The sequence below is a fragment of the Kitasatospora sp. NPDC048662 genome (assembly GCF_055587065.1).
In genome coordinates this window covers 683,300-709,335 of sequence record NZ_JBVJHA010000002.1, presented here as the reverse complement: position 1 = coordinate 709,335, position 26,036 = coordinate 683,300, and the positions used below count along the sequence as shown (strand labels likewise).

At 72.3% G+C, this 26,036-nt stretch carries 25 protein-coding genes; 17 read left to right on the top strand and 8 right to left on the bottom strand.

Annotation, left to right across the window (positions count from 1 at the left end):
• Window positions 1-64 precede the first annotated feature (64 nt).
• A complete protein-coding gene (locus tag ACZ6R9_RS09160) occupies window positions 65-301 on the bottom strand; it encodes a response regulator transcription factor (protein ID WP_380479639.1) in 237 nt (78 codons plus the stop codon).
• A 36-nt stretch (window positions 302-337) separates the two neighbouring features.
• Window positions 338-538: a hypothetical protein gene (locus ACZ6R9_RS09155; RefSeq protein ID WP_380479640.1), complete on the bottom strand. Its 201-nt coding sequence runs from the start codon at window positions 536-538 to the stop codon at window positions 338-340.
• Between the two features lie 317 nt (window positions 539-855).
• Between ACZ6R9_RS09155 and ACZ6R9_RS09150 the strand changes: the two genes are divergently transcribed.
• Window positions 856-1,278, top strand: coding sequence for a hypothetical protein (locus ACZ6R9_RS09150; protein ID WP_380479642.1), 423 nt, complete (start codon window positions 856-858; stop codon window positions 1,276-1,278).
• Window positions 1,279-1,406: 128 nt separating this feature from the next.
• Window positions 1,407-1,901 (top strand): hypothetical protein, encoded by a 495-nt coding sequence (locus ACZ6R9_RS09145; protein WP_465537378.1) that lies wholly within the window; start codon window positions 1,407-1,409, stop codon window positions 1,899-1,901.
• A 12-nt stretch (window positions 1,902-1,913) separates the two neighbouring features.
• Here the strand turns inward: ACZ6R9_RS09145 and ACZ6R9_RS09140 are convergent, their stop codons facing one another.
• Complete coding sequence (locus ACZ6R9_RS09140) at window positions 1,914-2,234, bottom strand: hypothetical protein (RefSeq protein ID WP_380479645.1); 321 nt, start codon at window positions 2,232-2,234, stop codon at window positions 1,914-1,916.
• A 208-nt stretch (window positions 2,235-2,442) separates the two neighbouring features.
• Between ACZ6R9_RS09140 and ACZ6R9_RS09135 the strand changes: the two genes are divergently transcribed.
• A complete protein-coding gene (locus tag ACZ6R9_RS09135) occupies window positions 2,443-4,692 on the top strand; it encodes a terpene synthase family protein (protein WP_465537376.1) in 2,250 nt (749 codons plus the stop codon).
• A gap of 170 nt (window positions 4,693-4,862) precedes the next feature.
• Here the strand turns inward: ACZ6R9_RS09135 and ACZ6R9_RS09130 are convergent, their stop codons facing one another.
• The gene (locus tag ACZ6R9_RS09130) at window positions 4,863-5,732 is read right to left on the bottom strand and encodes a peptidase (RefSeq protein ID WP_465537375.1); all 870 of its coding nucleotides are present in this window, start codon (window positions 5,730-5,732) and stop codon (window positions 4,863-4,865) included.
• A 2-nt stretch (window positions 5,733-5,734) separates the two neighbouring features.
• Window positions 5,735-7,057 carry a VWA domain-containing protein gene (locus tag ACZ6R9_RS09125; RefSeq protein WP_380479651.1) on the bottom strand — a complete coding sequence of 441 codons (1,323 nt, stop codon included), beginning with the start codon at window positions 7,055-7,057 and terminating at the stop codon, window positions 5,735-5,737.
• A gap of 95 nt (window positions 7,058-7,152) precedes the next feature.
• Here ACZ6R9_RS09125 and ACZ6R9_RS09120 point away from each other — a divergent pair, with 95 nt between their 5' ends.
• The 8 genes from ACZ6R9_RS09120 (at window position 7,153) to ACZ6R9_RS09085 (ending at window position 16,544) form a co-directional block, all read left to right on the top strand.
• The gene (locus ACZ6R9_RS09120) at window positions 7,153-7,983 is read left to right on the top strand and encodes an ABC transporter ATP-binding protein (RefSeq protein WP_465537373.1); all 831 of its coding nucleotides are present in this window, start codon (window positions 7,153-7,155) and stop codon (window positions 7,981-7,983) included.
• On the top strand, window positions 7,980-8,630 hold the full coding sequence (locus ACZ6R9_RS09115; protein WP_380479655.1) for an ABC transporter: 651 nt from the start codon (window positions 7,980-7,982) through the stop codon (window positions 8,628-8,630). The genes ACZ6R9_RS09120 and ACZ6R9_RS09115 overlap by 4 nt, the downstream gene beginning before the upstream one ends.
• A 103-nt stretch (window positions 8,631-8,733) precedes the next feature.
• The gene (locus ACZ6R9_RS09110) at window positions 8,734-9,237 is read left to right on the top strand and encodes a DUF1269 domain-containing protein (RefSeq protein ID WP_380479657.1); all 504 of its coding nucleotides are present in this window, start codon (window positions 8,734-8,736) and stop codon (window positions 9,235-9,237) included.
• Between the two features lie 76 nt (window positions 9,238-9,313).
• Window positions 9,314-10,642 carry an FtsW/RodA/SpoVE family cell cycle protein gene (locus ACZ6R9_RS09105; RefSeq protein ID WP_465537371.1) on the top strand — a complete coding sequence of 443 codons (1,329 nt, stop codon included), beginning with the start codon at window positions 9,314-9,316 and terminating at the stop codon, window positions 10,640-10,642.
• Between the two features lie 86 nt (window positions 10,643-10,728).
• Window positions 10,729-12,150 (top strand): penicillin-binding transpeptidase domain-containing protein, encoded by a 1,422-nt coding sequence (locus ACZ6R9_RS09100; RefSeq protein WP_465537697.1) that lies wholly within the window; start codon window positions 10,729-10,731, stop codon window positions 12,148-12,150.
• Between the two features lie 108 nt (window positions 12,151-12,258).
• Entirely contained in the window at window positions 12,259-13,689 is a 1,431-nt protein-coding gene (locus ACZ6R9_RS09095) for an amino acid permease (RefSeq protein ID WP_465537369.1), read from the top strand.
• Window positions 13,690-13,788: 99 nt separating this feature from the next.
• Window positions 13,789-15,060 carry a glycosyltransferase 87 family protein gene (locus tag ACZ6R9_RS09090; RefSeq protein ID WP_465537367.1) on the top strand — a complete coding sequence of 424 codons (1,272 nt, stop codon included), beginning with the start codon at window positions 13,789-13,791 and terminating at the stop codon, window positions 15,058-15,060.
• Entirely contained in the window at window positions 15,057-16,544 is a 1,488-nt protein-coding gene (locus ACZ6R9_RS09085) for a N,N-dimethylformamidase beta subunit family domain-containing protein (protein ID WP_465537365.1), read from the top strand. Before ACZ6R9_RS09090 ends, ACZ6R9_RS09085 begins: the two co-directional genes overlap by 4 nt.
• Before the next feature lie 51 nt (window positions 16,545-16,595).
• Here the strand turns inward: ACZ6R9_RS09085 and ACZ6R9_RS09080 are convergent, their stop codons facing one another.
• Together ACZ6R9_RS09080 and ACZ6R9_RS09075 are read right to left on the bottom strand one after the other, a co-directional pair.
• On the bottom strand, window positions 16,596-18,296 hold the full coding sequence (locus ACZ6R9_RS09080) for a penicillin-binding transpeptidase domain-containing protein (RefSeq protein WP_380479666.1): 1,701 nt from the start codon (window positions 18,294-18,296) through the stop codon (window positions 16,596-16,598).
• 129 nt (window positions 18,297-18,425) lie between these two features.
• Complete coding sequence (locus ACZ6R9_RS09075) at window positions 18,426-20,213, bottom strand: dolichyl-phosphate-mannose--protein mannosyltransferase (RefSeq protein WP_465537695.1); 1,788 nt, start codon at window positions 20,211-20,213, stop codon at window positions 18,426-18,428.
• A 138-nt stretch (window positions 20,214-20,351) separates the two neighbouring features.
• Here ACZ6R9_RS09075 and rsmI point away from each other — a divergent pair, with 138 nt between their 5' ends.
• The 6 genes from rsmI to ACZ6R9_RS09045 all read left to right on the top strand — a co-directional run bounded on the left by rsmI (window position 20,352) and on the right by ACZ6R9_RS09045 (window position 25,283).
• The gene (gene rsmI, locus ACZ6R9_RS09070) at window positions 20,352-21,197 is read left to right on the top strand and encodes a 16S rRNA (cytidine(1402)-2'-O)-methyltransferase (protein ID WP_380479668.1); all 846 of its coding nucleotides are present in this window, start codon (window positions 20,352-20,354) and stop codon (window positions 21,195-21,197) included.
• A 186-nt stretch (window positions 21,198-21,383) separates the two neighbouring features.
• Window positions 21,384-21,806 carry a hypothetical protein gene (locus ACZ6R9_RS09065; RefSeq protein ID WP_380479670.1) on the top strand — a complete coding sequence of 141 codons (423 nt, stop codon included), beginning with the start codon at window positions 21,384-21,386 and terminating at the stop codon, window positions 21,804-21,806.
• Between the two features lie 139 nt (window positions 21,807-21,945).
• Window positions 21,946-22,827, top strand: a complete 882-nt coding sequence (locus tag ACZ6R9_RS09060; RefSeq protein ID WP_465537362.1) for a TatD family hydrolase — start codon at window positions 21,946-21,948, stop codon at window positions 22,825-22,827.
• A gap of 53 nt (window positions 22,828-22,880) precedes the next feature.
• Window positions 22,881-23,456, top strand: a complete 576-nt coding sequence (locus tag ACZ6R9_RS09055) for a Uma2 family endonuclease (protein ID WP_380479674.1) — start codon at window positions 22,881-22,883, stop codon at window positions 23,454-23,456.
• A 16-nt stretch (window positions 23,457-23,472) separates the two neighbouring features.
• Window positions 23,473-24,354 carry a 16S rRNA (adenine(1518)-N(6)/adenine(1519)-N(6))-dimethyltransferase RsmA gene (gene rsmA, locus ACZ6R9_RS09050; RefSeq protein ID WP_380479676.1) on the top strand — a complete coding sequence of 294 codons (882 nt, stop codon included), beginning with the start codon at window positions 23,473-23,475 and terminating at the stop codon, window positions 24,352-24,354.
• On the top strand, window positions 24,354-25,283 hold the full coding sequence (locus tag ACZ6R9_RS09045) for a 4-(cytidine 5'-diphospho)-2-C-methyl-D-erythritol kinase (protein WP_380479677.1): 930 nt from the start codon (window positions 24,354-24,356) through the stop codon (window positions 25,281-25,283). The genes rsmA and ACZ6R9_RS09045 overlap by 1 nt, the downstream gene beginning before the upstream one ends.
• Here ACZ6R9_RS09045 and ACZ6R9_RS09040 read toward each other — a convergent pair.
• Complete coding sequence (locus ACZ6R9_RS09040; RefSeq protein WP_465537359.1) at window positions 25,264-25,842, bottom strand: Uma2 family endonuclease; 579 nt, start codon at window positions 25,840-25,842, stop codon at window positions 25,264-25,266. The two genes, ACZ6R9_RS09045 and ACZ6R9_RS09040, sit on opposite strands and share 20 nt — an antisense overlap.
• Between the last annotated feature and the right edge of the window lie 194 nt (window positions 25,843-26,036).

Sequence of the window (26,036 nt, the reverse complement as noted above, 5' to 3'; positions counted from 1 at the left end):
GGCCCGTGCCATTGCAGCCACCTGCCCGGCCTGGGTGCACCCAGCTGCACCCCCCTTTGCCTCCTCAGGCGGCCGCCAGTGCGGGCAGCCGGGAGGCCAGCAGGGCGAGCTGCACCTGCGAGCTGACACCGGACTTGGCGCGGATCCGGCGCAGGTAGGTGTCCACGGTGTGCGGGCTGAGCCCCAGCCGGCGGGCGATCGTCGCGTAGCTGGCGCCCTCGCCGACCAGGTGCAGGACCTGGAGCTCGCGGCGACTGAACTCGATGGCGGCAGCGGGCTGCTGGACGGTGGAGGTGTGCATGGTGGGAACTCCCGGAGGTCGAGGTGGCAGCGGGGGTCAGTTCCAGGGCTGGCAGTTGGGGGTCTCGCAGGCGCCGCCCCACGAGGTGTCCCCGCCCAGCGGGGTGGTGGGCAGCTCGGTCGGCAGCTGCTGCTGCAGCGTGGTGGGGGCGGCCGGGGCGGTGTCGGCGGAGGCCGGGGAAACGGCGGCGAACAGGGCCGCGACGGTGACGGCGGCGAGGGCGAGGGCGCGCTTCATGGGGGGCCTCCGAGGGCGGTTGCGGTGTGGGGAACGGGCCTGTCGGGCGTGGCGCCCGGTGTTGATCGGCCTGCATCCAGCATGTCCGGCGGGTAGGCCCGGGACCACCGGGTGCCCACCTCATCAACTGCGCTGGCAGCAAAGTGACCAGGGGACGAAACAGATCGAACCGGGCGAAAGGCCGCACCTCGCCGGGCGGCCGTCGCACCGGGCCGGTGTCGCGCGATCTCGTGACTGTCCGCCAGGTTTGACGGCGCCCCAGGATGGCTCGACGGTCCCCGAGACGGCTCGGTGCCCGCTCCGGAAGGGTGGCAGTCGTGCAGTGGTACGAGGAGGAGGACCGGCCGTCCCCGGAACAGGACGGCCAGGTGGCCGAGTTGGCGGCCTTCCTGCGGGGCGGCACCGCCCGCTCCGCCCCGGCGCTGATGTGGAGCGAACAGGAGCCCTCTCCGGACGGCTCCGCCGACGCGCTGGCCGCCGCACTGGAACGGGAGTTGGCCCGCCCCGTACGGGCCGTCGCCGACCGTCCCGCCGGGCCGTGGCGGCGCGGCCACGTCGCGGTGCTGCTGGTGCAACGGCGCGGCGCCGCGGAGATCCAGCTGAGCCCACCCCCCGGCTCCGCCGCCGGCCGCAGCACGCTGCGCCTGCGCGCCGCCCAGTGCCTGCTGGTGCCCGCCGACTGGAGCTACCGCCTCGACCCCGGCAGCCCCGCGCGGCCGCTCACGCTCGCGCTGCCCTGACGCCCCGTCGGCCGGCCCCCTCGGCGGCGGAAGGTAGCCTGCGCCCGGTATTCGAAGATCGAACTGCGGCTCGGCGCGTGCACCGCCCGGGCCGGCAGCCTCGACGCGGAGATCCTGGAGGCATTCGGATGAGCACCTGGCACCCCCCGGCCCCGCCCGGCACCCGCACCGGCCCGCTGCCGCGGCGCTCCGCGTTCGGGCTGCGGCTCCAGTTCGGCCTGCAGTGGTTCTGGCTGCCGTTCCGGATCACCTGGGACTTCCTGGACGGCTCGGTGGCGCTCGACGGAACGGCCGAGCCCGGCGCGTCCAAGTTCGTGCTCACGCCGAGCCGTTACCGCCTGGAGCGGCGCGGCACCCGCGAGGAGTGGGAGGCCTGGGCCGCGCGGGCACTCGACCGGGGCATCGAGCAGGGGCTGGCCAGGGTGCGGTCGCGCCTGGGGCACAACGCGAAGTACCGCTACAAGTACAAGGGCAAGGATCTGGTGCCCAGCACGAGCATCCGGCGGCGCTACTACCGGGGCATCGGCCTCGACGGGCTGGCCGCTCTGGCCGCGAGCCGCGGCTGGCAGGTCGACTGGAGCAGCGACCCGGCTCAGGCCCGGGTCTTCCAGCCACAGGCCTGACGGGACGGGGCGTCAGTCGTCCTCGAACGGCTCCTCGCTGAAGCGGAACCACGCGTGCGGTGGCTTGATGTGCAGCAGGAACTCGGCGACCGGGCCCTCCGGGGCGTGCAGGGTGTACCTCTTCTCCAGCTCGGTGTAGTGCTGGTCCCAGGCCTCCCACTCCTCGGCCTGGTTCAGCCGGCGGTTCTCGGCGAAGTCGGGTTCGGCCGCGGGCCAGCCGGGGCCGGGCAGGAAGTCTCCGTACAGCCAGGGGAAGTCGGCGTCGGTGATGCGGATCTCGCCGACCAGGCCGTCGCCGCGCATCAGACGCCAGGTCTCGTCGGTGAACGCCATGCGGAGCTCCTCCGGGGTGCGGGGGCACGGGCGGTGACAGTCTGTCGGAGGGGTCTGACAGCGCCCAAGGCCAGGAGATCATCCGGGAGTTCACTCGAACGAGTGGATTGTGGCGTCCGAGCGGCAGAGTTGGGTACCGGTGACCGAGGGTCGGAGGGCTCGTTAGGCATCGCGCCGATCTCTGTCGTCGAAAAAGGGGCGGGACCCAGTGGCTCAGCCGTTCGAACTGCCGGACTTCTACGTGCCGTACCCGGCGCGCATCAACCCGCACTACGAGAAGGCGCGGGTGCACACCAAGGAGTGGGCGCGCGACTTCGGCATGCTGGAGGGATCGGGCATCTGGGAGGAGCACGATCTCGACTCGCACGACTACGCGCTGCTCTGCTCCTACACCCACCCCGACTGCGACAGCGAGGCACTCGACCTCGTCACCGACTGGTACACCTGGGTCTTCTTCTTCGACGACCACTTCCTGGAGATCTTCAAGCGCACCCTCGACCGCGAGGGCGGCAAGGCCTACCTGGACCGGCTGCCCGCCTTCATGCCGATGGACCTCGCCGACGGTTTCCCCGAGGCCACCAACCCGGTCGAGGCGGGCCTGGCGGACCTGTGGCAGCGCACCGTCCCGCACATGTCGGCCGACTGGCGGGCCCGGTTCGCCGAATCCACCCGGAACCTGCTGAACGAGTCCCTCTGGGAGCTCTCCAACATCAACGAGGGCCGGGTCTCCAACCCCGTCGAGTACATCGAGATGCGCCGCAAGGTCGGCGGCGCCCCCTGGTCGGCCGGCCTGGTCGAGTACGCCGCGCAGGCCGAGGTGCCCGAGGCGGTCGCGTACTCCCGTCCGCTGCGGGTCCTGCGGGACGCCTTCTCCGACGGCGTGCACCTGCGCAACGACCTGTTCTCCTACGAGCGCGAGATCGGCGAGGAAGGCGAACTCTCCAACGGCGTCCTGGTGCTGGAGACCTTCCTCGGCTGCTCCACGCAGGAGGCCGCGAACGCGGTCAACGACCTGCTCACCTCCCGCCTCCAGCAGTTCGAGAACACCGCGCTCACCGAACTCCCGGGCCTGTTCGCCGAGTACGCACTCGGCCCGGAGGAGATCGCCCGCGTCCTGGCGTACGTCAAGGGCATGCAGGACTGGCAGTCCGGCGGCCACGAATGGCACATGCGCTCCAGCCGCTACATGAACGGCGGAGGCGCGGCAGCCCCCGTCCCCGGCCCCAGGGGACTCGGCACCTCCGCCGCCAACATCCGCCTCGCGGCGGGCATCCGCGGCCTGCGCAGCTTCGCCCACACCCCGCACCGCAAGGTCGGGCCCTCGCGGATGCCCGACTTCCCGATGCCGTACGCCGTCTCGCTCAACCCGCACCTGGACGCCTCTCGAGAGAACGTCGTCCACTGGGCCCGCGAGTTCGGCCTGCTCGACCCCGAGCCCGGCGTCCCCGCCTCCGACATCTGGACCGAACAGAAGCTCCGCGACTACGACTTCCCGCTGTGCGCCGCCGGCATCGACCCCGACGGCACCCCCGCCGAGCTCGACCTCAGCTCCGCCTGGCTCACCTGGGGCACCTACGCCGACGACTACTACCCCCCGGTCTTCGGCGCCCCCCGCGACCTCGCCGGCGCGAAGCTCACCAACGAGCGGCTGTACGCGCTGATGACGCTCGACGGAAGCCTCCCCTTCCCGCCGCGCAACGCACTGGAGGCCGGCCTCGCCGACCTCTGGCAGCGCACCATCGTGCCCTTCTCCACCTCCGCCCGGGCCAAGTTCCGCAAGGCCGTCGGCGACATGATCGACAGCTGGCTGTGGGAGCTGGCCAACGGCGCGCAGAACCGCATCCCCGACCCCGTCGACTACATCGAGATGCGGCGTGCGACATTCGGCTCCGACCTGACGATGAGCCTGTCCCGGCTCGGGCGCGGGGAGGTGATCGCCGAGGAGGTGTACCTGAGCGGCACCATGCGGGCGATCGAGAACTCGGCGGCGGACTACGCCTGCCTGGTCAACGACCTGCACTCGTACCAGAAGGAGATCGAGTACGAGGGGGAGTTCCACAACCTGGTCCGGGTGGTGGAGAACTTCTTCTCCTGCGAGTACCCCGTGGCGGTGGACATCGTCGCCGACCTGATGGGCTCCCGGCTGAGCCAGTTCCAGCACGTGGTGGAGGGCGAACTGCCGCTGCTGAAGCAGGACTTCGGCATCGAGGGGGAGGCTTCGGAGGCACTCGACGGGTACGTCCACGAGCTGGAGGACTGGATGGCCGCAGTCCTCAACTGGCACCAGAAGTGCCGGCGTTACACCGAGGACGTCCTCAAGCGCCACTTCGCACCCGGGACGGCCGTTCCGGCGGATCTGGGGATGTCGGCGATGCGGATTCTCGCGGAGCTCAGGGGTAGCACGAGAGCGGATGGGCGCGAAAACAGGGGCGCGTGGGGGTACCTCCCGGCCCGCTAGGGCTGGGGGAGAACTGCGCGACAAGCGCTCACCACGTTCGCAAGGTCGCGATCAAGTGCAGGTCATTGTCCTGCGTCGCGACCTTGCGGTGGGGTGCCTTCCGCCTCGCGCAGTTCCCCGCGCCCCTGGCTGTGCTCTCCCTGGTTGTGCTCTCCCAGGGTTGTGCAGCTCTATTCCGGCATGTGCGGCTGGTGGTGGTGCGGCCGGTGGCCGCGTGGGTGGCGGGTGAGGGTGTAGCCGAGGACGCCGGCGAGGGCGGCGAGGATGCCGCCTGCGGCGGTCCACCACCAGCGGGTGTTCCAGCCGGAGAAGAGGTCCCAGTACCAGTGGGTCTCTTCCGCGGTGGGGGCCGCCGCGTACGCGGCACTCGCGCTGGGGGCGGGCGTCGCCGCCGGCCCGCTCGCGGTGGAGCCGGCGTTGACCGGCGGGACGAGCGGGGCCTTGAGCGACCCGCCTTCGGGCTGGGCGTCGTTGAGGCCGCCCGTGGTGGCGACGTGCACGTGGACCTGGGAGGCGAGGCCGAGGTCCTGCTGCGGGATGTCGCTGGTGGAGAGCCGGATGTAGTAGGTGCCGGGCAGCGGGTCGCCGGACCAGGGCTCGGCCCAGGAGCGGATCTGCCGCAGGGTGCAGCTCAGGGCGATGGTGGTGGCGCTCTGTTCGGCGCTGCCGTTCTGCGGTCCTGCGGTGCAGGCCTGGCGGCGGCGCAGGCCGTCGAAGAGTTCGACGGTCCAGGTCTGTGCGCCGTGCCGGTCGGCGGCGTCCGGGAGGGTGACCTTGACCTGGACGGTGGCGGTCTGGCCTTCGGCGGCCGGGAACGCCCAGTACAGGTAGTCGCCGGTGGAGACCGGCACGTCCGCGTCCTGGCCGGCGGCCAGCGTGGTGGCGGTGAGGAAGCTGGTGCCGACCGAGTTGAGTACCGGCTTGGTGCCGCCGCTCGCGGACGGCGAGGGCGACGGCGAAGCCGCACTCGCGGAGGGGGCGAGCAGGAGCAGGCCGGTGAGCGCGGCGGCTGGGGCCGCGAGGGTGAAGAGCTTGCGCATCGTCAGTTCTCCCGCCAGACGGCGATCCGCCAGCGTGCCAGCCAGCCGAAGATCAGACCGGCGAGCAGGCCGGCCAGGGTGAGCACACCGAGCAGGATCCAGCCGCGGCCGAGGCCCATCGCGGCGCCGTCGGGCGCGGGGGAGGCGGCGGCGACGTCGACGGTCAGTTCCAGCGGCAGTCCGGGGTCGGCGGCCTGTGTGGCGGCCTGGCCGGCGAAGGAGTTGCTGACGATCAGGCAGACGGTGCGGTCGGTGCTCGCCTTGGTGCCGGAACTCGCCGACGGGGAGGCCGAGTCGGTGCCGGGCGCGGACCAGCGGACGCCGGTGGACGCCACGTCGGTGCGGCCGGAGCCGGCGTCGCTGCCGCGGACCAGTTCCTGGCCGCTGCTGTCGGTGGCCTGCAGCAGGACCCCGTAGTCACGGGCGACGGCCCGGTCCGGGGTGACGCTGACCGAGGCGCGCAGTTCCTGGCCGGCCTTCACCGGCACCCGGTACACCCGGTGCTCGGAGAACTTCTCCCGGTCGCTGTACACGCCGGGCGCCAGGATCGGCGCGTTGGGGCACTGTTCGGCGCCGGTCACCTTCGCGGGGGTGATGGTGTGGGTGTCCTGGGCGCGGGTGACGATCTGCTTGACGCGCTGGGTCAGCTGTTCCTGGGTGCGGACGTCGGTGAAGGTGCCGCCGGTCGCGTTGGCGATGCACAGCAGTTGCTGGCGGGTCTTGTCGTCGTGCGCCAGGCCGAGGGTGTCGACCACCAGGTGGATGCCCTGGCTGGCGAGTTCGCGGGCCACGTCGCACGGGTCGGGCGGGGCGCAGGTGTCCTCGCCGTCGGTGATCAGCACGATCCGGCGGGTGGTCGGGCCGGTACCGAGGTCCTGGGCGGCGGCGCGCAGCGCCACGCCGATCGGGGTCCAGCCCGTCGGGCGGACGGTGGCGACGGCGGTCTTGGCCTCGACCTTGTTGGTCTTGCCGACGGGGAAGAGCTGCTTGGTGTCCTTGCAGCCTTCCTTCTGGTCGCTGCCGGGGTAGGTCGCGCCGAGGGTGCGCAGGCCGAACTCGGTCTCGTCGGGCAGTGCGTCGATGACCTCGTTGATGGACTGCTGGGCGACCGCGATCCGGCTCTTGCCCTGGATGTCGGCGGTCCGCATCGACCCCGACCCGTCCAGGACGAGGTCGACCTTGGGCGCTTCGGTCGCGGCGGGCGGGGCCCCGGGCTCGTCGGCGTGCGCGGGCAGGGTGCCGAGCACGGTGCCGGCGACTATCGTCAGCGCCCCGAGCAGGGCGGCTCCGCGGGCCGTCCGTCGTTTCTTGGTAAGGGTGATCACCGCCGCATCCTAGGGACCGTCAGTTCCAATCACCCAATGCGGGTGGTGAGCGCGACGTACGCTGAACTGGTCGGCACAGCAGGCGGGGAGAGCACATGACGGTGCGTCTGGCGGGCGTCGGAAAGCGCTACGGACGCGGGGGGCCGTGGGTTCTGCGGGAGGTCGGGCTGACGCTCCGTCCGGGCTCCCTGGTGCGGATCGAGGGCGCCAACGGCAGTGGCAAGTCGACGCTGCTGAAGCTGCTCGCCGGTATCGAGCGCGCCGAGCGGGGAACGGTCGAGGTGCCCGCCGGCCGGGCGTACGTCCCGGAGCGGTTCCCGCCCGCGCTGCCGTTCGACGCCCGCGGCTACCTGTGCCACCTGGGCCGGATCCGCGGGCTGTCCGACGGGGAGGCGCGACGGCGCGCCGACCACTGGCTGGAGCGGTTCGGCATCGCCGGGTACGCGGGCACCCCGATCGGCCGGCTCTCCAAGGGGACGTGCCAGAAGGTCGCGGTGGCTCAGGCGATGCTCGCCGAGGCCGAGTTGCTGTTGCTGGACGAGGCGTGGACCGGGCTCGACCAGAACGCCCGCGGCGAACTCGACAGCGCGGTCGCCGAACGGGCCGCGGCCGGCGGCCTGGTGGTGTTCGTCGACCACGATCCGACCCGGCTGGCGGGCCTGACCACCGAAGGTCACCGGGTCAGTGACGGCACGCTGCACGAAGTCCCGCTGCCCGGCGTCGAGGAGGACGGGCCGCGTACGGCGGTCGTGGTCGAGGCCGAGACGCTGCCCGAGTGGCTCCCGGGCCGGCCCGAACGCAAACCGCTGGCCGACGGCGCCACCCGGCTGGACGTCCCGGCCGCGCACTCCGACGCGCTGCTGCGCCGCCTCCTGGCGGCCCACCCGCCGGTGCACATCAGGTCCGTCCGGCAGGATGCGTCATGACGGTGCGGATGCTGACGCGCTACCACCTGGAGCTGCTGCTGCGCTCGCAGCGCTGGCTGCCGCCCGGGCTGCTGTACCTGCTGCTGATGGGCCTGGGTGTGTCGAGCGGCGACGAGGCGCTGTCGGCGGCGGCGTTCTCGGCGGGCCTGCTGGTGCCGGTGACGGGCTGGCTGGTGCGCTCGGCGGTGACGGCGGAGCCCGCGCAGTCCCGGGCCTGCCTGGTGGCGGCGGCGGGTTGGCGGCGGGTGCACCTGTCGGGGCTGCTGGCGGCGGCGCTGGCCGGTCTGGCGCTGGGCGGGGCGGGGCTGGCGGCGGTGCTGCTGGTGGGCAGCGGCGGCTCCGGGGTGGCGGTGGCGGCCGGCGTGCTGGCCACCGTGGTGTGCGTGCTGACGGGCGCGGCGGTGGGCGCGGTGTGCAACCGTCCGGTGGTGGCGGGCGCGCAGTACGCGGTGCCGCTGGGGCTGGCCGCGATGGTGCTGGCGCTGCTGGTGCCGGGTTCGCCGGCCAACGTGGTGGTGCGGGCGCTGGTGCTGGGTTCGCGGCACCACGCGCTGTCCGTGCCGTGGTGGACGCTCGTGGGTGCGGCGGCGCTGGCGGCGGCCGCCTGGTGGGCGGCGGTGGCCGTGGCGGAGCGCCGGGGCGAGTGAGCGGCAGGGAACCGGACACACCGCAGTAGATGGGATTAAATGCGGCGGATGGTGGCTAGGGTGCTGGGGACGTGCCCGATGCCTTGCCGGAAGGAACCCCGCTGTGAGCAACCTGTTCGCGATCGCCTACCCCGATGTCACCACCGCACAGAAGGTCCGGGACGAGCTGATCGGCCTGCAGAAGCAGCGGCTGATCGACCTGGAGGACATCGTGGTGGTCGAGCGCCACCCGGACGGGAAGATCAAGCTCCACCAGGCGGTCTCCAACACCGGCCTGGGCGCGGCCTCCGGCGCCCTGTGGGGCGGCGTGATCGGCCTGCTGTTCCTGATGCCGGTGATCGGCGCGGCGATCGGCGGCGCGACCGGCGCGGCCGTCGGTGCCACCACCGACACCGGCGTGGACGACAACTTCATGCGGCAGGTCGGGCAGAAGCTGTCCCCGGGCAGCGCCGCGGTGTTCGCGCTGGTGCGCACCGCCACCCAGGACAAGGTGATCCCGGCGGTCGCGCAGTTCGGCGGCGAACTGCTCCAGACCTCGCTGAGCCACCAGGAGGAGGAGCACCTGCGGGAGATCGCCCGGGCGGCGAACCCCGCGTCCACGCTCTGACCCTCCCTCGAGCGGTACCGGCGGGGTCGCTCGCACCCCGCCGTCCCTCCCCCCATCGAGCTGGCGAGGACGGCTGGTGGCCACTGACTACGCGGCCGGCACGCGGCGCCCCCGGCGGTGGACCGAACTGCTGCTGGTGGTGGCCGCGGTGGGGTTGGCGGTGTTCGGCTACGTCGAGGTGGGCGTCAACATCGACGGCAAGGCGCCGCCGGACGCCGCCCAGTACGGCGCGGCCCTCGGTGTGCTGGCCCTGCTCGCGCACGGCGCGGTGCGCTGGCGGGCGAAGTGGGCGGACCCGCTGCTGCTGCCGATCGCGGTCCTGCTGAACGGCATCGGACTGGTCGTCATCTACCGGCTGGACCGCAACACCCCGCACCACGAGGCCGCCCCCACCCAACTGCTGTGGTCCACCCTCGGCGTGGGCCTGTTCATTACCGTGCTGCTCCTGCTGCGCGACCACCGCCGGCTCCAGCGCTACGCGTACCTCGGCGCGTTCGTGGCCCTCGTCCTGCTGGTGCTGCCGGTGTTCTTCCCGCCGGTGTACGGCTCGCGGATCTGGATCACGCTGGGCCCGCTGTCCTTCCAGCCCGGCGAGTTCGCCAAGATCCTGCTGGCGATCTTCTTCGCCGCGTACCTGGCACGGCACCGCGACGCGCTCGCCCTGACCGGCCGCCGGGTGCTGTGGTTCCGGTTGCCGCTCGGCCGGGTGCTCGGGCCGGTGCTGCTGATCTGGGCGGCGTTCGTCGGCGTGCTGGTCCTGGAGACCGACCTCGGCACCTCGCTGCTGTTCTTCGGCCTGTTCGTGGTGATGCTGTACGTGGCCACCGCCCGCACCGGCTGGATCGTCATCGGCCTGCTGCTGTCGGCCGTCGCCGCGGTCGGGGTGGGCTGGCTGTCGCCGCACGTGCACAGCCGGGTCTCCGACTGGCTGCATCCGCTGGCCTCGATCGAGGCCGGGCAGGGCGCCAACCAGATCGCCCAGTCGCTGTTCGCGTTCGCCTGGGGCGGTGAGCTCGGCACCGGTCTCGGTCTCGGCCATTCCGCGCTGATCGGCTTCGCCACCAAGTCCGACTTCATCCTCGCCACCATCGGCGAGGAACTCGGCCTGACCGGCCTGCTCGCGGTGTTCCTGCTGTACGCGCTGCTGGTCTCCCGGGGCTTTCGCACCGGCATCGCGCTGCGCGACCCGTTCGGGCGGCTGCTCGCCATCGGCCTGGCCGCGCTGGTCGCGATCCAGGTGTTCGTGGTGGCCGGCGGCGTCCTCGACCTGATCCCGCTGACCGGCATGACGCTGCCGTTCATCGCGCAGGGCGGTTCCTCGGTGGTCACCAACTGGATCATCGTGGCGTTGCTGGTGCGGATGAGCGACGTCGCCCGGCGGCCCGCGCCCTGGGAGGCGGCGTGAGGTTCACCCGCCCCGAGGGCACCAACGGCGGACCGCAGGGCCTGCCCGGCATCTCCACCACCGGTCGCCGGGCCGCCACCTTCTGCATGCTGCTGATCATCGCGCTGGCCGTCCAGGCCACCCGGGTGCAGGTCTTCCAGAAGCAGGAACTGGACGACAACAGCGCCAACCAGCGCGCCACCATCCAGCGGTACGCGCAGCCGCGCGGCAACCTGATCGCCGGCCAGCCCGTCACCGGCTCGGTCGCCACCGGGGGCCGCCTGGCGTACAAGCGCACCTACACCGACGGCCCGCTGTACGCCGCCGTCACCGGCTACTCCTCGCAGATCTACGGCAACACCCAGCTGGAGGGCGTCTACGACGACCTGCTCACCGGCACCGACCCCCGGCTGGCCGGCTGGGCGGTCTGGGACGCCATCACCCGCCACCAGCAGCCCGGCGGCGACGTGGTCACCACCATCGACCCGGCCGCGCAGCGCGCCGCCATGCAGGGGCTCGGCAACCAGCAGGGCGCCGTCGCCGCGATCGAACCCGCCACCGGCCGGATCCTCGCGCTGGCCTCCACCCCCAGCTACGACCCCGGCGCGATCGCCGGCGCCGGCACCGCCGACCAGGCCACCTGGGAGAAGCTCCAGGCCGACCCCGCCCAGCCGATGCTCAACCGGGCGCTGCGCCAGATCTACCCGCCCGGCTCCACCTTCAAGGTGGTCACCGCCGCGGCCGCCCTCGCCAATGGCACGGTGACGGACATCCAGGCCCCCACCGGCGCGCCCTACCCGTACGTGCTGCCCGGCACCACCACGACGCTCAACAACGACACCAGCGCCTGCGACCAGGCAGGGCTGTCGCTGGACGAGGCGATGACGATGTCCTGCAACAGCGTGATGGGCTGGCTCGGCGTGCAGACCGGCCTCGACCGGATGGTCGCGATGGCGAAGAACTTCGGCTTCGACGACGCGAAGCTCGACACCCCGGTGCGCGCCGCCCGCTCCAACTTCGACACCACCATGAACAGCTCGCAGCTCGCGCTGTCCTCGATCGGCCAGTACAACACCGCCGCCACGCCGCTGGTGATGGCCATGGTCGCCGCCGGGGCCGCCGCCGACGGGCAGGTGATGCATCCACAGCTTGTGGAAAGGCTCACCAAGGTCGACGGCACCCAGGTCCAGCTGATGCGCCCCACCCTGTACCGGCAGGCCCTCGGGCCCGGCGTCGCCGCCGAGCTGCGCCGGCTGATGGTGAACGTGGTGAACAACGGCACCGGCACCAACGCGCAGATCCCCGGCGCCGAGGTCGGCGGCAAGACCGGTACCGCCGAGCACGGCGTCGACAACACCGGCACCCCGTACGCCTGGTTCATCGCCTGGGCCCGCCCGGCCGGCTCGACCGCCACCCCGCCGGTCGCGGTCGCCGTGGTGGTCGCCGACAGCCAGGCCACCGACGTCACCGGCGGAAAGCTGGCCGCGCCCATCGCCAAGGCCGTCATGCAAGCCGTCCTGAACCGGTGACCGCCCGCCACCTGTGGCGGATGGCCGTGCCCACCGCAAAGGCCTCATAACTATGCGGAAAGTCGTATTTGATATCGTTCCTGCCTGATTCCCACCAGAAGGACACCGATGAGCACCACCCGCCTGCTGCGGCGCAAGCCCGTGGACACCCTGATCGCCGAAGCGGGCGGAACCGGAGCCGGACATCTGCGCCGATCCATCGGCCTGTGGCAGCTCTCCGCGATCGGCATCGGCGCCACCGTCGGCACCGGCATCTTCTTCGTCCTCACCACCTCCGTCCCGGAAGCCGGGCCGGCCGTGGTGATGTCCTTCGTGATCGCCGCCGTCACGGCCGGCCTCACCGCGCTCTGCTACGCCGAACTCGCCTCCGCCATCCCGGTGGCCGGGTCCTCCTACTCGTACGCGTACGCCACCATGGGCGAACTGGTCGCGTACGGCGTCGGCGTCTGCCTGCTGATGGAGTACGGCGTCTCCGCGTCCGCGATCGCCGTCACCTGGGGCCAGTACCTCAACCAGTTCGCCGACCTGGCGTTCGGCCTGCACCTGCCCGCGGCGCTCACCGCCCCGCCCGGCGAGAACGGCGTCGTCAACCTGCCCGCCGTGGTGCTGGTCGCCCTGGTCACCGTGCTGCTGATCCGCGGCGTCGGCGAATCCACCAAGGTCAACGCCGTGATGGTGACCATCAAGCTGGCCATCCTGGTGCTGTTCGTCGCCGTCGGCCTGACCGGCTTCCACGCCGGCAACTTCACCCCGTTCGCCCCCAACGGCTGGGACGGCGTACAGACCGCCGCCTCCACCATCTTCTTCTCCTTCATCGGCCTGGACGCCGTCTCCACCGCCGGCGAGGAGGTCCGCGAGCCGCGCCGCACCCTGCCGCTGGCCATCCTGATCTCGCTCGGCGTGGTCACCCTGCTGTACATCGCGGTCGCCGTCACCGCGATCGGCGCCCAGCCCTGGCAGCAGTTCGGCGGCCAGGAGGCCGGCCTCGCGCAGATCCTGCAGGACGTCACCGGCCAGTCCTGGCCCGCCCTGGTGTTCGCCGGCGGCGCGATCGTCTCGATCTTCTCCATCACCCTGGTGGTGATCTACGGCCAGACCCGGATCCTGTTCGCGATGGGCCGCGACGGCCTGCTGCCGCGCCGCTTCACCAAGGTCTCCCCGCGCACCGGCACCCCCGTGTGGAACACCGTCATGGTCGGCACCGCCGTCGCCCTGCTGGCCGCCGTCTTCCCGCTCAAACTGCTTGCCGACATGACCTCGATGGGCACCCTTGTGGCGTTCTGCGCGGTGTCCGTCGGCATCATCGTGCTGCGCCGCACCCGCCCCGACCTCCCGCGCGGCTTCAAGGTTCCGCTCTACCCGATCACCCCCGTGCTCAGCGCCGGCTTCTGCGTCTACCTGATCACCAAGCTGCACCGCGACACCTTCATCGCCTTCGCGATCGCGCTGGCCCTCGCCGGAGTCCTCTACTTCACCTACAGCGCCAAGCACTCCCGGCTGGCCGCGGCCCGCACCGGGGAACCCGCCGACCGGAGCTGACGCTCCGTAGGCCACGCGGCGTCGAAATACGGACGGAAATGGGCAAAACCGGGCCGATGCTCGCGACAGGGCGTACACATCCCGCCTAGCCTTCGAGCCATGGTGACCACCCGGACGCAGGTCCGCCGCGCCCTGCGACCGTTCGGGCACCCCGTGGTGCAGGCCGGCGGGTGGCTGGCCGCCGCGGCCTGGGCGGGGGCGTTCCCACTGGTGTCGCACCTGGCCAACCAAGTCACCTGGGGGCGGTACGCGGCGCCCGGGTACCTGCTCGCCGCGGTGCTGACGCTGACCCTGCCGCACGGCCTCGCGGCGCGGGCGGCCGTGCCGGTGGCGGCGCTGAGCGCGGTGCTGCTGCCGCTCGGGGCACTGGCGCTGACCGGGCACCACCAGTCCGAGGTGACGGTGGTGGAACGGTCGGCGGCGCTGCTGCTGCACACCGGCAGCCCGTACCTGCCCCATCCGGTGCACGTCGTCGACTACAACCCGTACCTGCCCGCGATGTCGCTGTTCGGCCTGCCCCGGCTGGTGCTCGGCGAGGCCGGACCGGCGGCCCGGGTGCTGGGTGACGCCCGGCTGTGGTTCGCGGCGGCGTTCCTGGCCTGCCTGCTGGCCGGGTGGCGGCTGCTGCGCCCCGGCCCGGCGCGGGCACCGGTGCTGCCGCTGATGGTGCTCACGGCCTCGCCGCTGATCGCGCCCGCGCTGACCGTCGGCGGCGTCGACCTGCCGCTGATCGGCGTGTGCTGCCTGACCATGGCGCTCGCCGAACGCGGCCACCCGCTGCGCACCGGCCTGGTGCTGGCCCTGGCCTGCACGCTGAAGTGGACGGCCTGGCCGGCCCTGCCGATCGCGCTGCTGCTGCTGCACCGCCGCCACGGCCTGCGGTCGGCGCTGCGGGCCGTCTGGCCGGTACTGGCCGTCGGCGGTGCGGTGATCGGCCCGTTCGCGGTGCTGCACCCGCGCGAACTGTACGAGCAGGTGGTGCGCTTCCCGCTCGGTCTGACGGCGATCCACACGCCGGCCGGCAGCCCGCTGCCGGGCAAGGTGCTGGCCGGTCTCGGCCCGCTCGGCCACACCTTGTCGCTGACCCTGCTGTGTACCGGCGCGCTGGCCGTCGCGCTGTGGCTGCCCGCCCACCCGCCGGCCACCGCGGTCGCCGCCTGCGACCTGCTGGCGGCGGGCCTGACGGTGGCGTTCGCGCTGGCCCCGGCCGGCCGGTTCGGCTATCTGGCGCTGCCCGCCGTCCTGGTGCTGTGGCCCCGGCTGGCGGTGGCATCCGGACGACTGGTTCCGGTGCCCCGGCGCCGGGCGACACAGCGGCAGCCCGCCGCAGTGCCTATGGTGTCCCGGGACACCGTACGAACACGGGAGTGATCTTGGGCGCCACCGGACGACGCCGCTTCCTGGGCCTGGCCGCCGGCGCGGCCGCCGCGCTCACCGCCTGCGGCCCGGGCCGCACCGCCACCGGGGGCAGCGGCGGGGCCGCCGCGCCGAGCCCCGCGCCGTCCGCCACCGCGGCGGAGAACGCCAAACCGGGCAACGCCGACTGGGCGATCACCAACGCCGGCCCGGCCGCCGCGATCGAGGGCTGGGCGGACCGGGTCAGCGTGCTGCCCGGCGAGCAGGTCGGCCTGCACGTCTCCACCACCGCGCCCGGCTTCACCGTCACCGCCTACCGGATGGGCTGGTACGGCGGGGCGCGCGCCCGGCAGGTGTGGAAGTCGGAGCGGCTGCCCGGCAGCAAGCAGCAGCCGTTCTCCGTCGAACAGCCCACCCGCACGGTGATCACCGCCTGGCCGCGCACCACCGCCGTCGACACCACCGGCTGGCCGGAGGGCTGCTACCTGCTGCGGCTGGACGCGGACGGCGGCGCCGGGCAGCGGTACGTGCCGCTCACGGTGCGCTCGCGCGGCACTGCGGGCACCACCGTGCTGGTCAACGCGGTCTCCACCTGGCAGGCCTACAACGAGTGGGGCGGCTACAACCTGTACAACGGCCCGTCCGGCGGCCTGCCCACCCGCTCGCTCCAGGTCAGCTTCGACCGGCCGTACCAGTACGACGACGGCGCGGGCCTGTTCCTGGTCTACGAGGCCCCGCTGGTCGCGCTGGCCGAGAAGCTCGGCATCCCGCTGTCGTACACCACCGGCATCGATGTCGCCGCCGACCCGAACCTGCTGCGCGGCGCCAAGGCGGTGCTCTCGCCCGGCCACGACGAGTACTGGTCGCCCGAGCAGCGCGCGCACTTCACCGCGGCCCGTGACGCCGGATCGCACCTGGCGATCCTGGGCGCCAACTGCTGCTTCCGGCGGGTGCGGTACGAGCCGTCACCGACCGGGCCGGACCGCACGGTGGTCTGCTGGAAGGGCGCCTGGAAGGACGACCCCGGGTACCAGGCCGGGCACCCGGCGACCACCGACTTCCGCTCCCCGCCCGGCGCCGACCCCGAGTCCTCGCTGCTCGGCGTGATCTACGACGGCTACCCGGTGGACGCCCCGTACGTGGTCACCGAGCCGGGCCACTGGCTGTTCGCGGGCACCGGCGCGAAGGCCGGCGACAGCTTCCCGCACCTGGTGGGCGTCGAGTACGACCGGGTCAACCCGTCCTTCCCGACCCCGCAGGGCATCGAGGTGCTCTCGCACTCCCCGGTGGTGTGCGACGGCCGGCACTCGTTCGCCGACACCGCGCTGTACACGGCGGGCAGCGGCGCGCTGGTGTTCGCCACCGGCACCATGCGGTGGGTGGAGTCGCTGGAGGCGACCGGCCCCGCCGGCGGCAGCGCGATCCACGGCATCGACGGGAAGGCGGGCGCGTTCACCCGCCAGGTCACGGAGAACCTGCTGCGCCGCTTCGCACAGTAGCCCGAAGGGGCCCCGGATCCCGGGGCCCCTTCGCGTCGCGTGGGTGAGGCGTCAGCCGCGGTTGCCCACCGCCAGCACCTTGGACGCGGCCGGTCCGGCCGCCGCCGAGCCGTGCCCGGCGCCCTGGAACTCGGCGGCGACCGCCAGGTTGCCGGAGTAGGCGGTGAACCAGGAGTTCGCGTCGGAGGTGTTGTCGACCTCGGCGGTGCCGGTCTTCGCCCCGGAACCGCTCGGCAGGGCCGGCTTCACGGCCGCGGCGGTACCGGACTTCACCGTCTGCACCATCAGCGACTGCAGGCTGGAGAGCACCTGCGGGGAGAGCGTGCGGGATGCCTTCACCTGCTCCATGCCGGGGACCAGGATCGGCTGCCGGAACACCCCGGACTGCACGGTCGCGGCGATCGACGCCATCCCCAGCGGGTTGGCGCGCACCCGGCCCTGGCCGATGAACTCGCTGGCCGCGCCCGCCATGTTGGTCTCCGTCGGGATGTCGGTGTCGAAGTTCGACAGGCCGGTCTTCCAGACCAGTCCGATCCCGAACACGTCCTTGGCGAGCGAGGGCAGGCTGTTCGCCTTGAGGGTGTCCTTGCCCTTCTCGATGAACGAGGTGTTGCAGGAGTTGATGAACGCGTCGGTGAGCGTGTACTCCGGGTGCGCGCCCTTGAAGTCGTTGCCGATGGACTTGCCGGTGACCATGGTGGTCTCCGGGCAGGGCATCGAGGTGCTGGGCGTGACGCCGGCCTCCAGCAGCGCGGCGGCGGTCAGCACCTTCAGGGTGGAGCCGGGCGCGGTCGCCCCGGAGAACGCCCGGTTCTGACCGTTCGTGGGGGAGAACGCGTAGGCCAGGATGCCGCCGCTGCTGGGCTCGATCGCCACCAGCGAGCCCGGCTTGCCCTGGGCGGAGACCGCGGATTCGGCGGCCGCCTGGAGGTCCGCGTCCAGGGTCAGCTTCAGGTTGGGGACGGGCTTGGGCTCCTTCAGCGTGAAGAGCTTCTCCGCGGCGCCGTTGCCGGACGCCGGAGAGACCACCACGGCGGTGCCGGCGTCCTCGGGGTTGCCGCCCTGCGGGGCGGCGGCCTTCAGCTGGTTGAGCAGGCCGGTGAGCGAGGCGTAGCCGGCCAGCGGCTTGCCCTTGCGGTCGGTGACGGCGGCGGGCGCGGCGAACACCGGCTTGATGCCGATGGTCTCGTTGGCGTCCAGCTTCGGGTGGATCACGGTGGGCGCCCAGTGCACGGCGGCGGTGCCGTCGCTCATCTTCACCACTCCGAGCACGCCGTCGTAGTTCCACGGGGTGCCGGTGTCGGCGAACTCCAGCGAGACCTTGAAGCTCTCCAGCACCCCGGTCGGCCCGGGCTCCGCCGTCGAGGACGCCGACGCCGACGCGGATGCCGAGGCCGCGGCGGACTTGGAGGCGGACGGGCTGGGCGCGGTGGTGGGGCCGCCGACGGTGAGGTGGACGGCGCTGGGCTTCACGTTGTCCTTGAAGGCCTGCAGCGCCGCCTGCGCCTTGTCCGGGTCGTCGGTGAGCTTGGCGGCGCCGAACAGGTCGCCCTTGGCCCAGGCGTCCAGGAACGCCTTGGCACCGGACGCGGCGAGCTCGGGGCTGGGGGGTTCGGCGACCACGGTGCGGGCCTTCTTGGCGGTGTCCTTGCCGTCCGAGTCGCCGGAGACCAGGGCGTACGCCCCGTAGCCACCGGCGAGCAGCAGCACCGTGGCGGCCGAGGCGATGCCGATCTTCGCGCCGTTGTTCACGTGGAGCCCCCCGGGATGTGTCATGGCCGTCGGAATTCAGCGGCCACGCCACCTTAGGCAGACACCATCCGTGCACTCACGACACGCCGCTGGTTTGTGACAGATCCGGTACACGCCTTCCGGTGTGGCTCAGATCCAGGTGCTGAGCCACATCCGGTTGTTCCAGTCCGACATCGGGATCGTCTGGCCGGTGTAGATCGGATAGAAGTACAGGAAGTTCCACATGATCGCCGTGATCAGCAACCCCGCACCGGTGGCCCCCGCCAGCCGGCGGTCCGGCGAGGCGTTCACGGGGCCCAGCATCGCGCCGATCATCATCGTCACCGCCAGCACCAGGAACGGCACGAAGCACACCGCGTAGAACAGGAAGATCGTGCGCTCCTGGTACATGAACCAGGGCAGGTAGCCGGCCGCCACGCCGCTCAGCAGCGCGGCCGCCCGCCAGTCGCGGCGCCACAGCCAGCGGTACAGGCAGTACAGCAGCGCGGCGATGCCCGCCCACCACAGCAGCGGCGTGCCGATCGCCAGCACCTCGCGGGCGCAGTCGGAGGTGGTGCAGCCGGCCTGGCCGTTCTTCGGGGACTCGTAGAAGAACGACACCGGGCGGCCCAGCACCAGCCAGCTCCACGGGTTGGACTGATAGGTGTGCGGGCTGTGCAGGTTGGTGTGGAACTCCCACATCGTGTAGTGGTAGTGCCACAGGCTGCGGAGCCAGTCCGGGCCGAAGCCGCCCGGGTTCTGCACCGCCCAGTCGCGGAAGTAGCCGCCCTTGCCGGGCTCCGTCGAGGACATGATCCAGCCGGTCCAGGTGACCACGTAGGTGGCCAGCGCGGTGAGGCCGATGGTCAGGCCCGACCAGACGAAGTCCCAGCCGTACCGCAGCAGCCGTCCGCCCTCGCCGATCGGCCGGCCGGCCGCCTTGCGAATGCCGCCCGCCAGCCGGCGCGCCGAGGAGTCCCAGAACGCGGTGAGCAGCACGAACGCGAGGATCGCCGGGCCGCCGCTCCACTTGGTGCCCATCATCAGGCCGAGGCAGACGCCCGCCGCCAGGCGGTAGGGCCGCAGGCCGAGGTGCCACCACTCGCCGCCGAGGCCCTGTTCGAGGCGGGCGGCGACCAGGGCGCGGCTCTTGTCCCGGTCGATCAGCAGCAGGCCGAACGCGGCCAGGAACCAGAACATCACGATCAGGTCGAGGATCGCGGAGCGGCTGAGCACGAAGTGCAGGCCGTCGACCGACATCAGCAGCCCGGCCACGCAGCCCAGCAGGGTGGAGCGGAACAGCCGCCGCCCGATCCGGGCCAGCATCAGCACCGACAGGGTGCCGAGCACGGCCATCATGAACCGCCAGCCGAACGGGTTCATGCCGTAGATCTGCTCGCCCAGACCGATGATCCACTTTCCGACCGGCGGGTGCACGATGTACGCCGGGTCGGTGCGGAACGGGACGGTCGGGTTCGGGCCGGTGATCAGGCTGTTGGCGTCCTCGGACCAGTTGGTCTCGTAGCCGACCTGCCAGAGCGAGTACGCGTCCTTGGCGTAGTACGTCTCGTCGAAGATCAGCGCGTGCGGCCCGCCGAGGTTGACGAAGCGCAGCACGCCGGCGAAGACGGCCACCGCGATCGGGCCGAGCCAGCCCGACCAGCGGCACAGCCACGCCCAGAGCGCGTCCGGCAGCCGCAGGCCGAGCCGGGTGAGCAGCGGGGACGGCGGGACGAGCTCGGGGGTGACGCCCGGGCCGTCCGGCATCGGCGGCACCAGTTGTTCGTCCACCGGTGTGCGCTGCGGCGCGCGGTAGCCCACGCCGGACAGCGCCCGGGCCCACCGGGAGGCCGGTTCGGGTTCGGGGCGCGGCCCCGGAACGGCGGCCGGATCGGCCGATTCCAGCACGGTCACGCCGCCCCATTCGGGGTGGTCCATACCACTGTCCATGTCGCCGCTCACGGGCCACATCGTAGGGGCAAAGGCTGAAGTCACAAGGGGTCCCCGTGCGGCCCGCGCCGCACCGCACCGCGTCCGTCCCGGTGAGGACCCCCTCCGGTAGGGGAGGATGGTGCCGTGACTGGTGTTCTCGTACTGGCAGGTACCCCCATCGGCGACGTCGAGGACGCGCCGCCCCGACTGCGCGCCGAACTCGCCGAGGCGAACGTGATCGCGGCCGAGGACACCCGGCGGCTGCGCCGCCTGACCCAGGCGCTCGGCGTGACGCCGACCGGCCGGGTGGTGTCCTATTTCGAGGGCAACGAAGTCGCCCGCACCCCCGAACTGGTCGGCGCTCTCCAGGAAGGCGCCCGGGTCCTGCTGGTCACCGACGCCGGCATGCCTTCGGTCTCCGACCCCGGCTACCGGCTGGTGGACGCGGCCGTCGCCGCCGGGATCAAGGTGACCGCGGTGCCCGGCCCGTCCGCCGTGCTCACCGCGCTGGCGCTGTCCGCGCTGCCGGTGGACCGGTTCACCTTCGAGGGCTTCCTGCCCCGCAAGGCCGGCGACCGCTCCCGGCAGCTCGCCCAGATCGCCGCCGAGCCGCGCACCATGGTGTTCTTCGAGGCCCCGCACCGGATCGCCGAGACCCTCGCCGCGATGGCCGAGACGTTCGGCGCCGAGCGGCCCGCCGCGGTCTGCCGCGAACTCACCAAGACCTACGAGGAGGTCAAGCGCGGCCCGCTCGCCGAACTCGCCGCCTGGGCCGCCGAGGGCGTCAAGGGCGAGATCACCGTGGTGGTGGCCGGCGCCCCGCCCGCCGCCCCCGAGGAGGTCGGCCCCGCCGAACTGGCCCGCCGGGTCGCCGTCCGCGAGGAGGCCGGCGAGCGCCGCAAGGAGGCGATCGCCGCGGTCGCCACCGAACTCGGCCTGCGCAAGTCCGTCGTCTTCGACGCCGTGGTGGCCGCCAAGCACTCCGGCTGACCGGCTGGTGCCCATGGCCGGATTCGCGCGTACGTTGGAATGAGCACCCCAGCGGAGGGCCAATTCGGAACCAAGACTTGGCAAGCCGGGCATCGGACGGACCCTCCCGGGCATTCCCTGGGATGGAAAGACCCGCGCCGGGCCCGCCAGGTCGGGCGACGGGCTCCGAGCGAAGCGAGGTGGCGCATGAGCGACACGATCGACAGCCCCCTGGACGGCGGAGCACCCAGCGGCCTCGGGCTGACCACCCGGCCGCGCATCCCCGTGGAGACGGTCCGCGAGGCCTACTCCTTCGTCTGCCTCAACTGCGGCTACGGCTGGGAGCAGGCGTACGACATCGAGCACCACACCGGCCGCGACGGGCACACCGTGGTCGAGTACAAGGCGAACGGCGTCAAGGTGCCGTCCCCGCTGCGTGAACTGGTCTGCCCCGGCTGCGGCGGCGAACGGGTCCGGATCATGCGGGCCGGCCGAGTGGCCGGACTGTCCGCCATGGCCGCCGCCCCCGGCTACGCCCCCACCGCCGAACCCGAGGGCCCGCAGCAGCCCCGCAAGCCGCGGGTCCTGCACTGGTGGAACCGGCTCTTCCGGCGCCACCGCACCGCATGACCCTCCTCCCACGGCCCCGGACCGCCCCCGCGGTCCGGGGCCGCGGCATCAGTCGGTGACTAGGATTCGTCGGGGGCCACCGCCGTGCCGCTCGACCCCTTGACGCCGTCCGCCGCCCGGAAGAGAAGACCGCCTCCTGATGGCCACCAAGAAGAACGACGACCGCAGCACCCCGCCGCCGCTCCCCGAGCCGCTCGCCGTCCCCGTCGCCGACTCGCACACCCACCTCGACATGCAGTCCGGCACCCCAGCCGAGGGTCTGGCCCGCGCCGCGTCCGTCGGCGTCACCACCGTCGTGCAGGTCGGCTGCGACGTGGCCGGCTCGCAGTGGGCCGCGGATCTCGCCGCCGAGTACGAGCAGGTGCACGCCGCCGTCGCGCTGCACCCCAACGAGGCCCCGCGGATCTTCCTCGGCGACCCCGACGGATGGTCCGGCCAGCAGCGCAAGGCCGGCGGCCAGGCCGCCCTGGACGAGGCCCTCGCCGAGATCGACCGCCTCGCCGCGCTCCCGCACGTGCTCGCCGTCGGCGAGACCGGCCTCGACTACTTCCGCACCGGCCCCGAGGGCGTCGACCTGCAGAAGGAGTCCTTCCGCCGCCACATCGAGATCGCCAAGCGCCACAGCAAGGCACTCGTCATCCACGACCGCGACGCCCACGAGGACGTCATCGCCGTCCTGCTCGAAGAAGGCGCCCCCGAGCGGACGGTCTTCCACTGCTACTCCGGCGACGCCACCATGGCCAAGACCTGCGCCGAACACGGCTGGTACCTGTCCTTCGCCGGCCCCGTCACCTACAAGGCCAACCACCCCCTGCGCGAGGCCCTCACCGCCACCCCCCTCGACCGCATCCTGATCGAGACCGACGCACCCTTCCTCACCCCCCACCCGTACCGCGGCCGCCCCAACGCCCCCTACCTGATCCCGGTCACGCTGCGCGCGATGGCGGCCCATCTGGCTTTGGCGGAGGACGAGTTGGCGACGGCGATCGCGGCCAACACGGCACGGGCGTTCGGTTACTGACCGCATTCTGATGCGCCCGCGCTCGTTAGCATGGAGGCAGTGAGGAGGCCGTGATGAGCGCCGAACCGATTGACTGGGTGTATCCGCCGGCGAACGGCTGGACGTTTGATCAGGCCAATGAGCTCGATCTGCCGTTCAAGTGGGAACTGGTGGATGGGGCGATCGTGGTCCGAGGACAAGCAGTGTGGTGGCACAACCGGGTGCTGAACCGTCTGCTCCATCAACTGCTCACAGTGATCAGTGAGCCCTTCGACGCGATCGTGGAGCAGGCCGTCCTGCTTGACGAGCACAACGTCGTCCTGCCCGACGTCATGGTGTTCGACGAGACAGGCCTGGAGATCTCGGAGCTGGCGTGCATCCCGGTGCACTCGGTGGTTCTGGCGGTCGAGGTGGTCTCTCCCGGTTCGAAGGCGGCCGACCGGTTCACCAAGCCCGGTCTGTACGCCGAGGCCGGCGTTTCGTCCTACTGGCGCATCGAACGGGGCGTGGACGACATCCCTGTGGTCCACGAGTTCCGGCTCGACCAGGAGCAGGGCGTCTACCTCCCGGTCGCTGTGCACGAAGGACTGCTGCGCACCGACCTGCCGTTCCCCGTCGAGATCGATCTCAAGCGGCTCGTCCTACGTTGAGCCGTATCCTTGGCGGGTGAGCACCACCGAACCCACCTCTGACGGCCACCTGCTGGGGGCTGCCGACATTCGTGCGCTGGCCGAGGCGTTCGGCGTGAAGCCGACCAAGCAGCGCGGGCAGAACTTCGTGATCGACGGGAACACCGTGCGGCGGATCGTGCGGGCGGCGGAGGTGACGGAGCAGGACGCGGTGGTCGAGGTCGGGCCGGGGCTCGGGTCGTTGACGCTGGCGCTGCTGGAGGTGGCGCGGCATGTGACGGCGGTGGAGATCGACCCGCTGCTGGCGCGGCACCTGCCGGACACCGTCAAGGGCCGGATGCCGGGCAAGGCCGACAACTTCGACCTGGTGCTGAGCGACGCGATGGACGTCACCGAGCTGCCCGGCCCCGAGCCGACCGCGCTGGTGGCGAACCTGCCGTACAACGTGGCCGTGCCGGTGCTGCTGCACATGCTGGAGACCTTCCCCAGCATCGAGCGCACGCTGGTGATGGTGCAGAGCGAGGTCGCCGACCGGCTCGCCGCCAAGCCCGGCAACAAGGTGTACGGCGTGCCGTCCGTGAAGGCCAACTGGTACGCGGACGTGAAGCGGGCCGGCGCGATCGGGCGGAACGTGTTCTGGCCCGCGCCGAACGTCGACTCCGGCCTGGTCTCGCTGATCCGCCGCGACCCGCCGTCCACCACCGCCTCCCGCCGCGAGGTGTTCGCCGTGGTGGACGCCGCGTTCGCACAGCGCCGCAAGACCCTGCGGGCCGCGCTGGCCGGGTGGGCCGGCTCGCCCGCCGCCGCCGAGGAGGCGCTGCGGGGAGCGGGCATCGACCACACGCTGCGCGGCGAGATGCTGACGGTGGAGCAGTTCGCGGCGATCGCCGAGCACAAGCCGAAGACTCCGGAGCAGTGATGGTCACCGTCCGCGTACCCGCCAAGGTCAACGTCCAGCTCGGCGTCGGCGGCGTCCGGCCCGACGGCTACCACGACCTGGCCAACGTGTTCTTCGCGGTCGCCCTCGGCGACGAGGTCACCGCCACCCCCGGCGACGGCGTCACCCTGAGCTGCACCGGCCCCGGCGCGGACGCCGTCCCGCTGGACGGCACCAACCTGGCCGCCCGCGCCGCGCGCCTGCTCGCCGCGCACCACGGCCTCGCCGACCCCGGCGTCCACCTGCACATCGCCAAGGCCATTCCGGTGGCCGGCGGCATGGCCGGCGGCAGCGCCGACGGTGCGGCCGCGCTGGTCGCCTGCGACGCGCTGTGGGGCCTGGACACCCCGCTGGAGACCTTGCTGGAGCTCGCCGCCGAGCTCGGCTCCGACGTCCCGTTCGCGCTGCTCGGCGGCGTCGCCCTGGGCCGCGGCCGCGGCGAGATCCTGGAGGCGCTGCCGGTCTCCGGCACCTTCCACTGGGTGTTCGCGGTCGCCGACGGCGGACTCTCCACCCCGGCGGTGTTCCGCGAGTGCGACCGGATCCGCGAGGAGTCCGGCACCGGCGCCGGCATCGAGGACGTCCCCACCCCCGACGCCGACCCCGCGCTGCTCGCCGCCCTCGCCGACGGCGACCCCGTCGCGCTGGCCGCCGCCCTCAGCAACGACCTGCAGGCCGCCGCGATCTCGCTGCGCCCCTCGCTCGCCGACACCCTGCACGCCGGCACCGAGGCCGGCGCCCTGGCCGCCCTGGTCTCCGGCTCCGGCCCCACCTGCGCCTTCCTCGCCAAGGACGCCGACGCCGCCGCCCACATCGCCACCGCCCTGCGCGCCTCCGGCACCTGCCGCACCGCCCACGCCACCCACGGGCCGGTGCCGGGTGCGCAGGTGGTCAGCGCACCCAGGCCTTGAACGGCTCGGTGTCCAGCCTGATCCCGACCGGGTCGGGCAGTATCGCGGCCTTGCCGAAGGGCCGCCGCACCAGGCTCACGTACTGGCCGTCCTCGGGCTCGCTGTGGACCAGGACCTCGCAGCTGTCCCGGTCGATGAGGAGATAGACCGGGATGCCGGTCTCCGCGTAGGCCCGCGGCTTCTGGTCCCGGTCACGGCGGTCGGTGTCGGTGTCGTACGAGGTCACCTCGACCACCATGACGACCTGGTCGGCGTCGGCCCACTCGCCCTGGCCGGCGAAGCTGCCCTCCGGGGCGAGCACGCCGTCCGGCCTGGCATTGCCCTTGCGGTAGGTCTCCACCCGCAGTCCGCGCTCGGGGTAGAGCCACAGATCGGGGCGCTGCTGCATGCACTGCTTCATCACCCAGCGGATGATCTCGTCGTGGTCGCCGTCGGGCACTGCCTTGACCCCGATCCGCCCGTGGATGAATTCCATCCGCACATCCTCGCGTTCAGCTGCCAGGGCGATGCGTTCGAATTCCTCGACCAACATCTGCGGCCGGTCCTCCACTGCCGTCATCGCACACCTCCCGCTCTCCGGCTCGATGTTGTGCTCTTCGCACGGTACCGCGCAGCGGGAGCGGGCCGGGCGACCACCGGCGCGTCCTGAGCCTCGCGCGCCCGCTACGGCCCGGTGCCGGGCGCGCAGGTGGTTCGGGCGTCTGCTTGACCTGGAGCGCGCTCCGGGTTCGAGACTCGTCGTCGCGGCCCGCA

Excerpts from the sequence above, each read along its gene's own strand:
- ACZ6R9_RS09160 (WP_380479639.1), bottom strand. The coding sequence starts at position 301 with ATGCACACCTCCACCGTCCAGCAGCCCGCTGCCGCCATCGAGTTCAGT.
- ACZ6R9_RS09155 (WP_380479640.1), bottom strand. The coding sequence starts at position 538 with ATGAAGCGCGCCCTCGCCCTCGCCGCCGTCACCGTCGCGGCCCTGTTC.
- ACZ6R9_RS09145 (WP_465537378.1), top strand. The coding sequence starts at position 1,407 with ATGAGCACCTGGCACCCCCCGGCCCCGCCCGGCACCCGCACCGGCCCG.
- ACZ6R9_RS09140 (WP_380479645.1), bottom strand. The coding sequence starts at position 2,234 with ATGGCGTTCACCGACGAGACCTGGCGTCTGATGCGCGGCGACGGCCTG.
- ACZ6R9_RS09130 (WP_465537375.1), bottom strand. The coding sequence starts at position 5,732 with ATGCGCAAGCTCTTCACCCTCGCGGCCCCAGCCGCCGCGCTCACCGGC.
- ACZ6R9_RS09120 (WP_465537373.1), top strand. The coding sequence starts at position 7,153 with ATGACGGTGCGTCTGGCGGGCGTCGGAAAGCGCTACGGACGCGGGGGG.
- ACZ6R9_RS09115 (WP_380479655.1), top strand. The coding sequence starts at position 7,980 with ATGACGGTGCGGATGCTGACGCGCTACCACCTGGAGCTGCTGCTGCGC.
- ACZ6R9_RS09100 (WP_465537697.1), top strand. The coding sequence starts at position 10,729 with ATGCTGCTGATCATCGCGCTGGCCGTCCAGGCCACCCGGGTGCAGGTC.
- ACZ6R9_RS09095 (WP_465537369.1), top strand. The coding sequence starts at position 12,259 with ATGAGCACCACCCGCCTGCTGCGGCGCAAGCCCGTGGACACCCTGATC.
- ACZ6R9_RS09090 (WP_465537367.1), top strand. The coding sequence starts at position 13,789 with ATGGTGACCACCCGGACGCAGGTCCGCCGCGCCCTGCGACCGTTCGGG.
- ACZ6R9_RS09075 (WP_465537695.1), bottom strand. The coding sequence starts at position 20,213 with ATGGACCACCCCGAATGGGGCGGCGTGACCGTGCTGGAATCGGCCGAT.
- ACZ6R9_RS09065 (WP_380479670.1), top strand. The coding sequence starts at position 21,384 with ATGAGCGACACGATCGACAGCCCCCTGGACGGCGGAGCACCCAGCGGC.
- ACZ6R9_RS09060 (WP_465537362.1), top strand. The coding sequence starts at position 21,946 with ATGGCCACCAAGAAGAACGACGACCGCAGCACCCCGCCGCCGCTCCCC.
- ACZ6R9_RS09055 (WP_380479674.1), top strand. The coding sequence starts at position 22,881 with ATGAGCGCCGAACCGATTGACTGGGTGTATCCGCCGGCGAACGGCTGG.
- ACZ6R9_RS09045 (WP_380479677.1), top strand. The coding sequence starts at position 24,354 with ATGGTCACCGTCCGCGTACCCGCCAAGGTCAACGTCCAGCTCGGCGTC.
- ACZ6R9_RS09040 (WP_465537359.1), bottom strand. The coding sequence starts at position 25,842 with ATGACGGCAGTGGAGGACCGGCCGCAGATGTTGGTCGAGGAATTCGAA.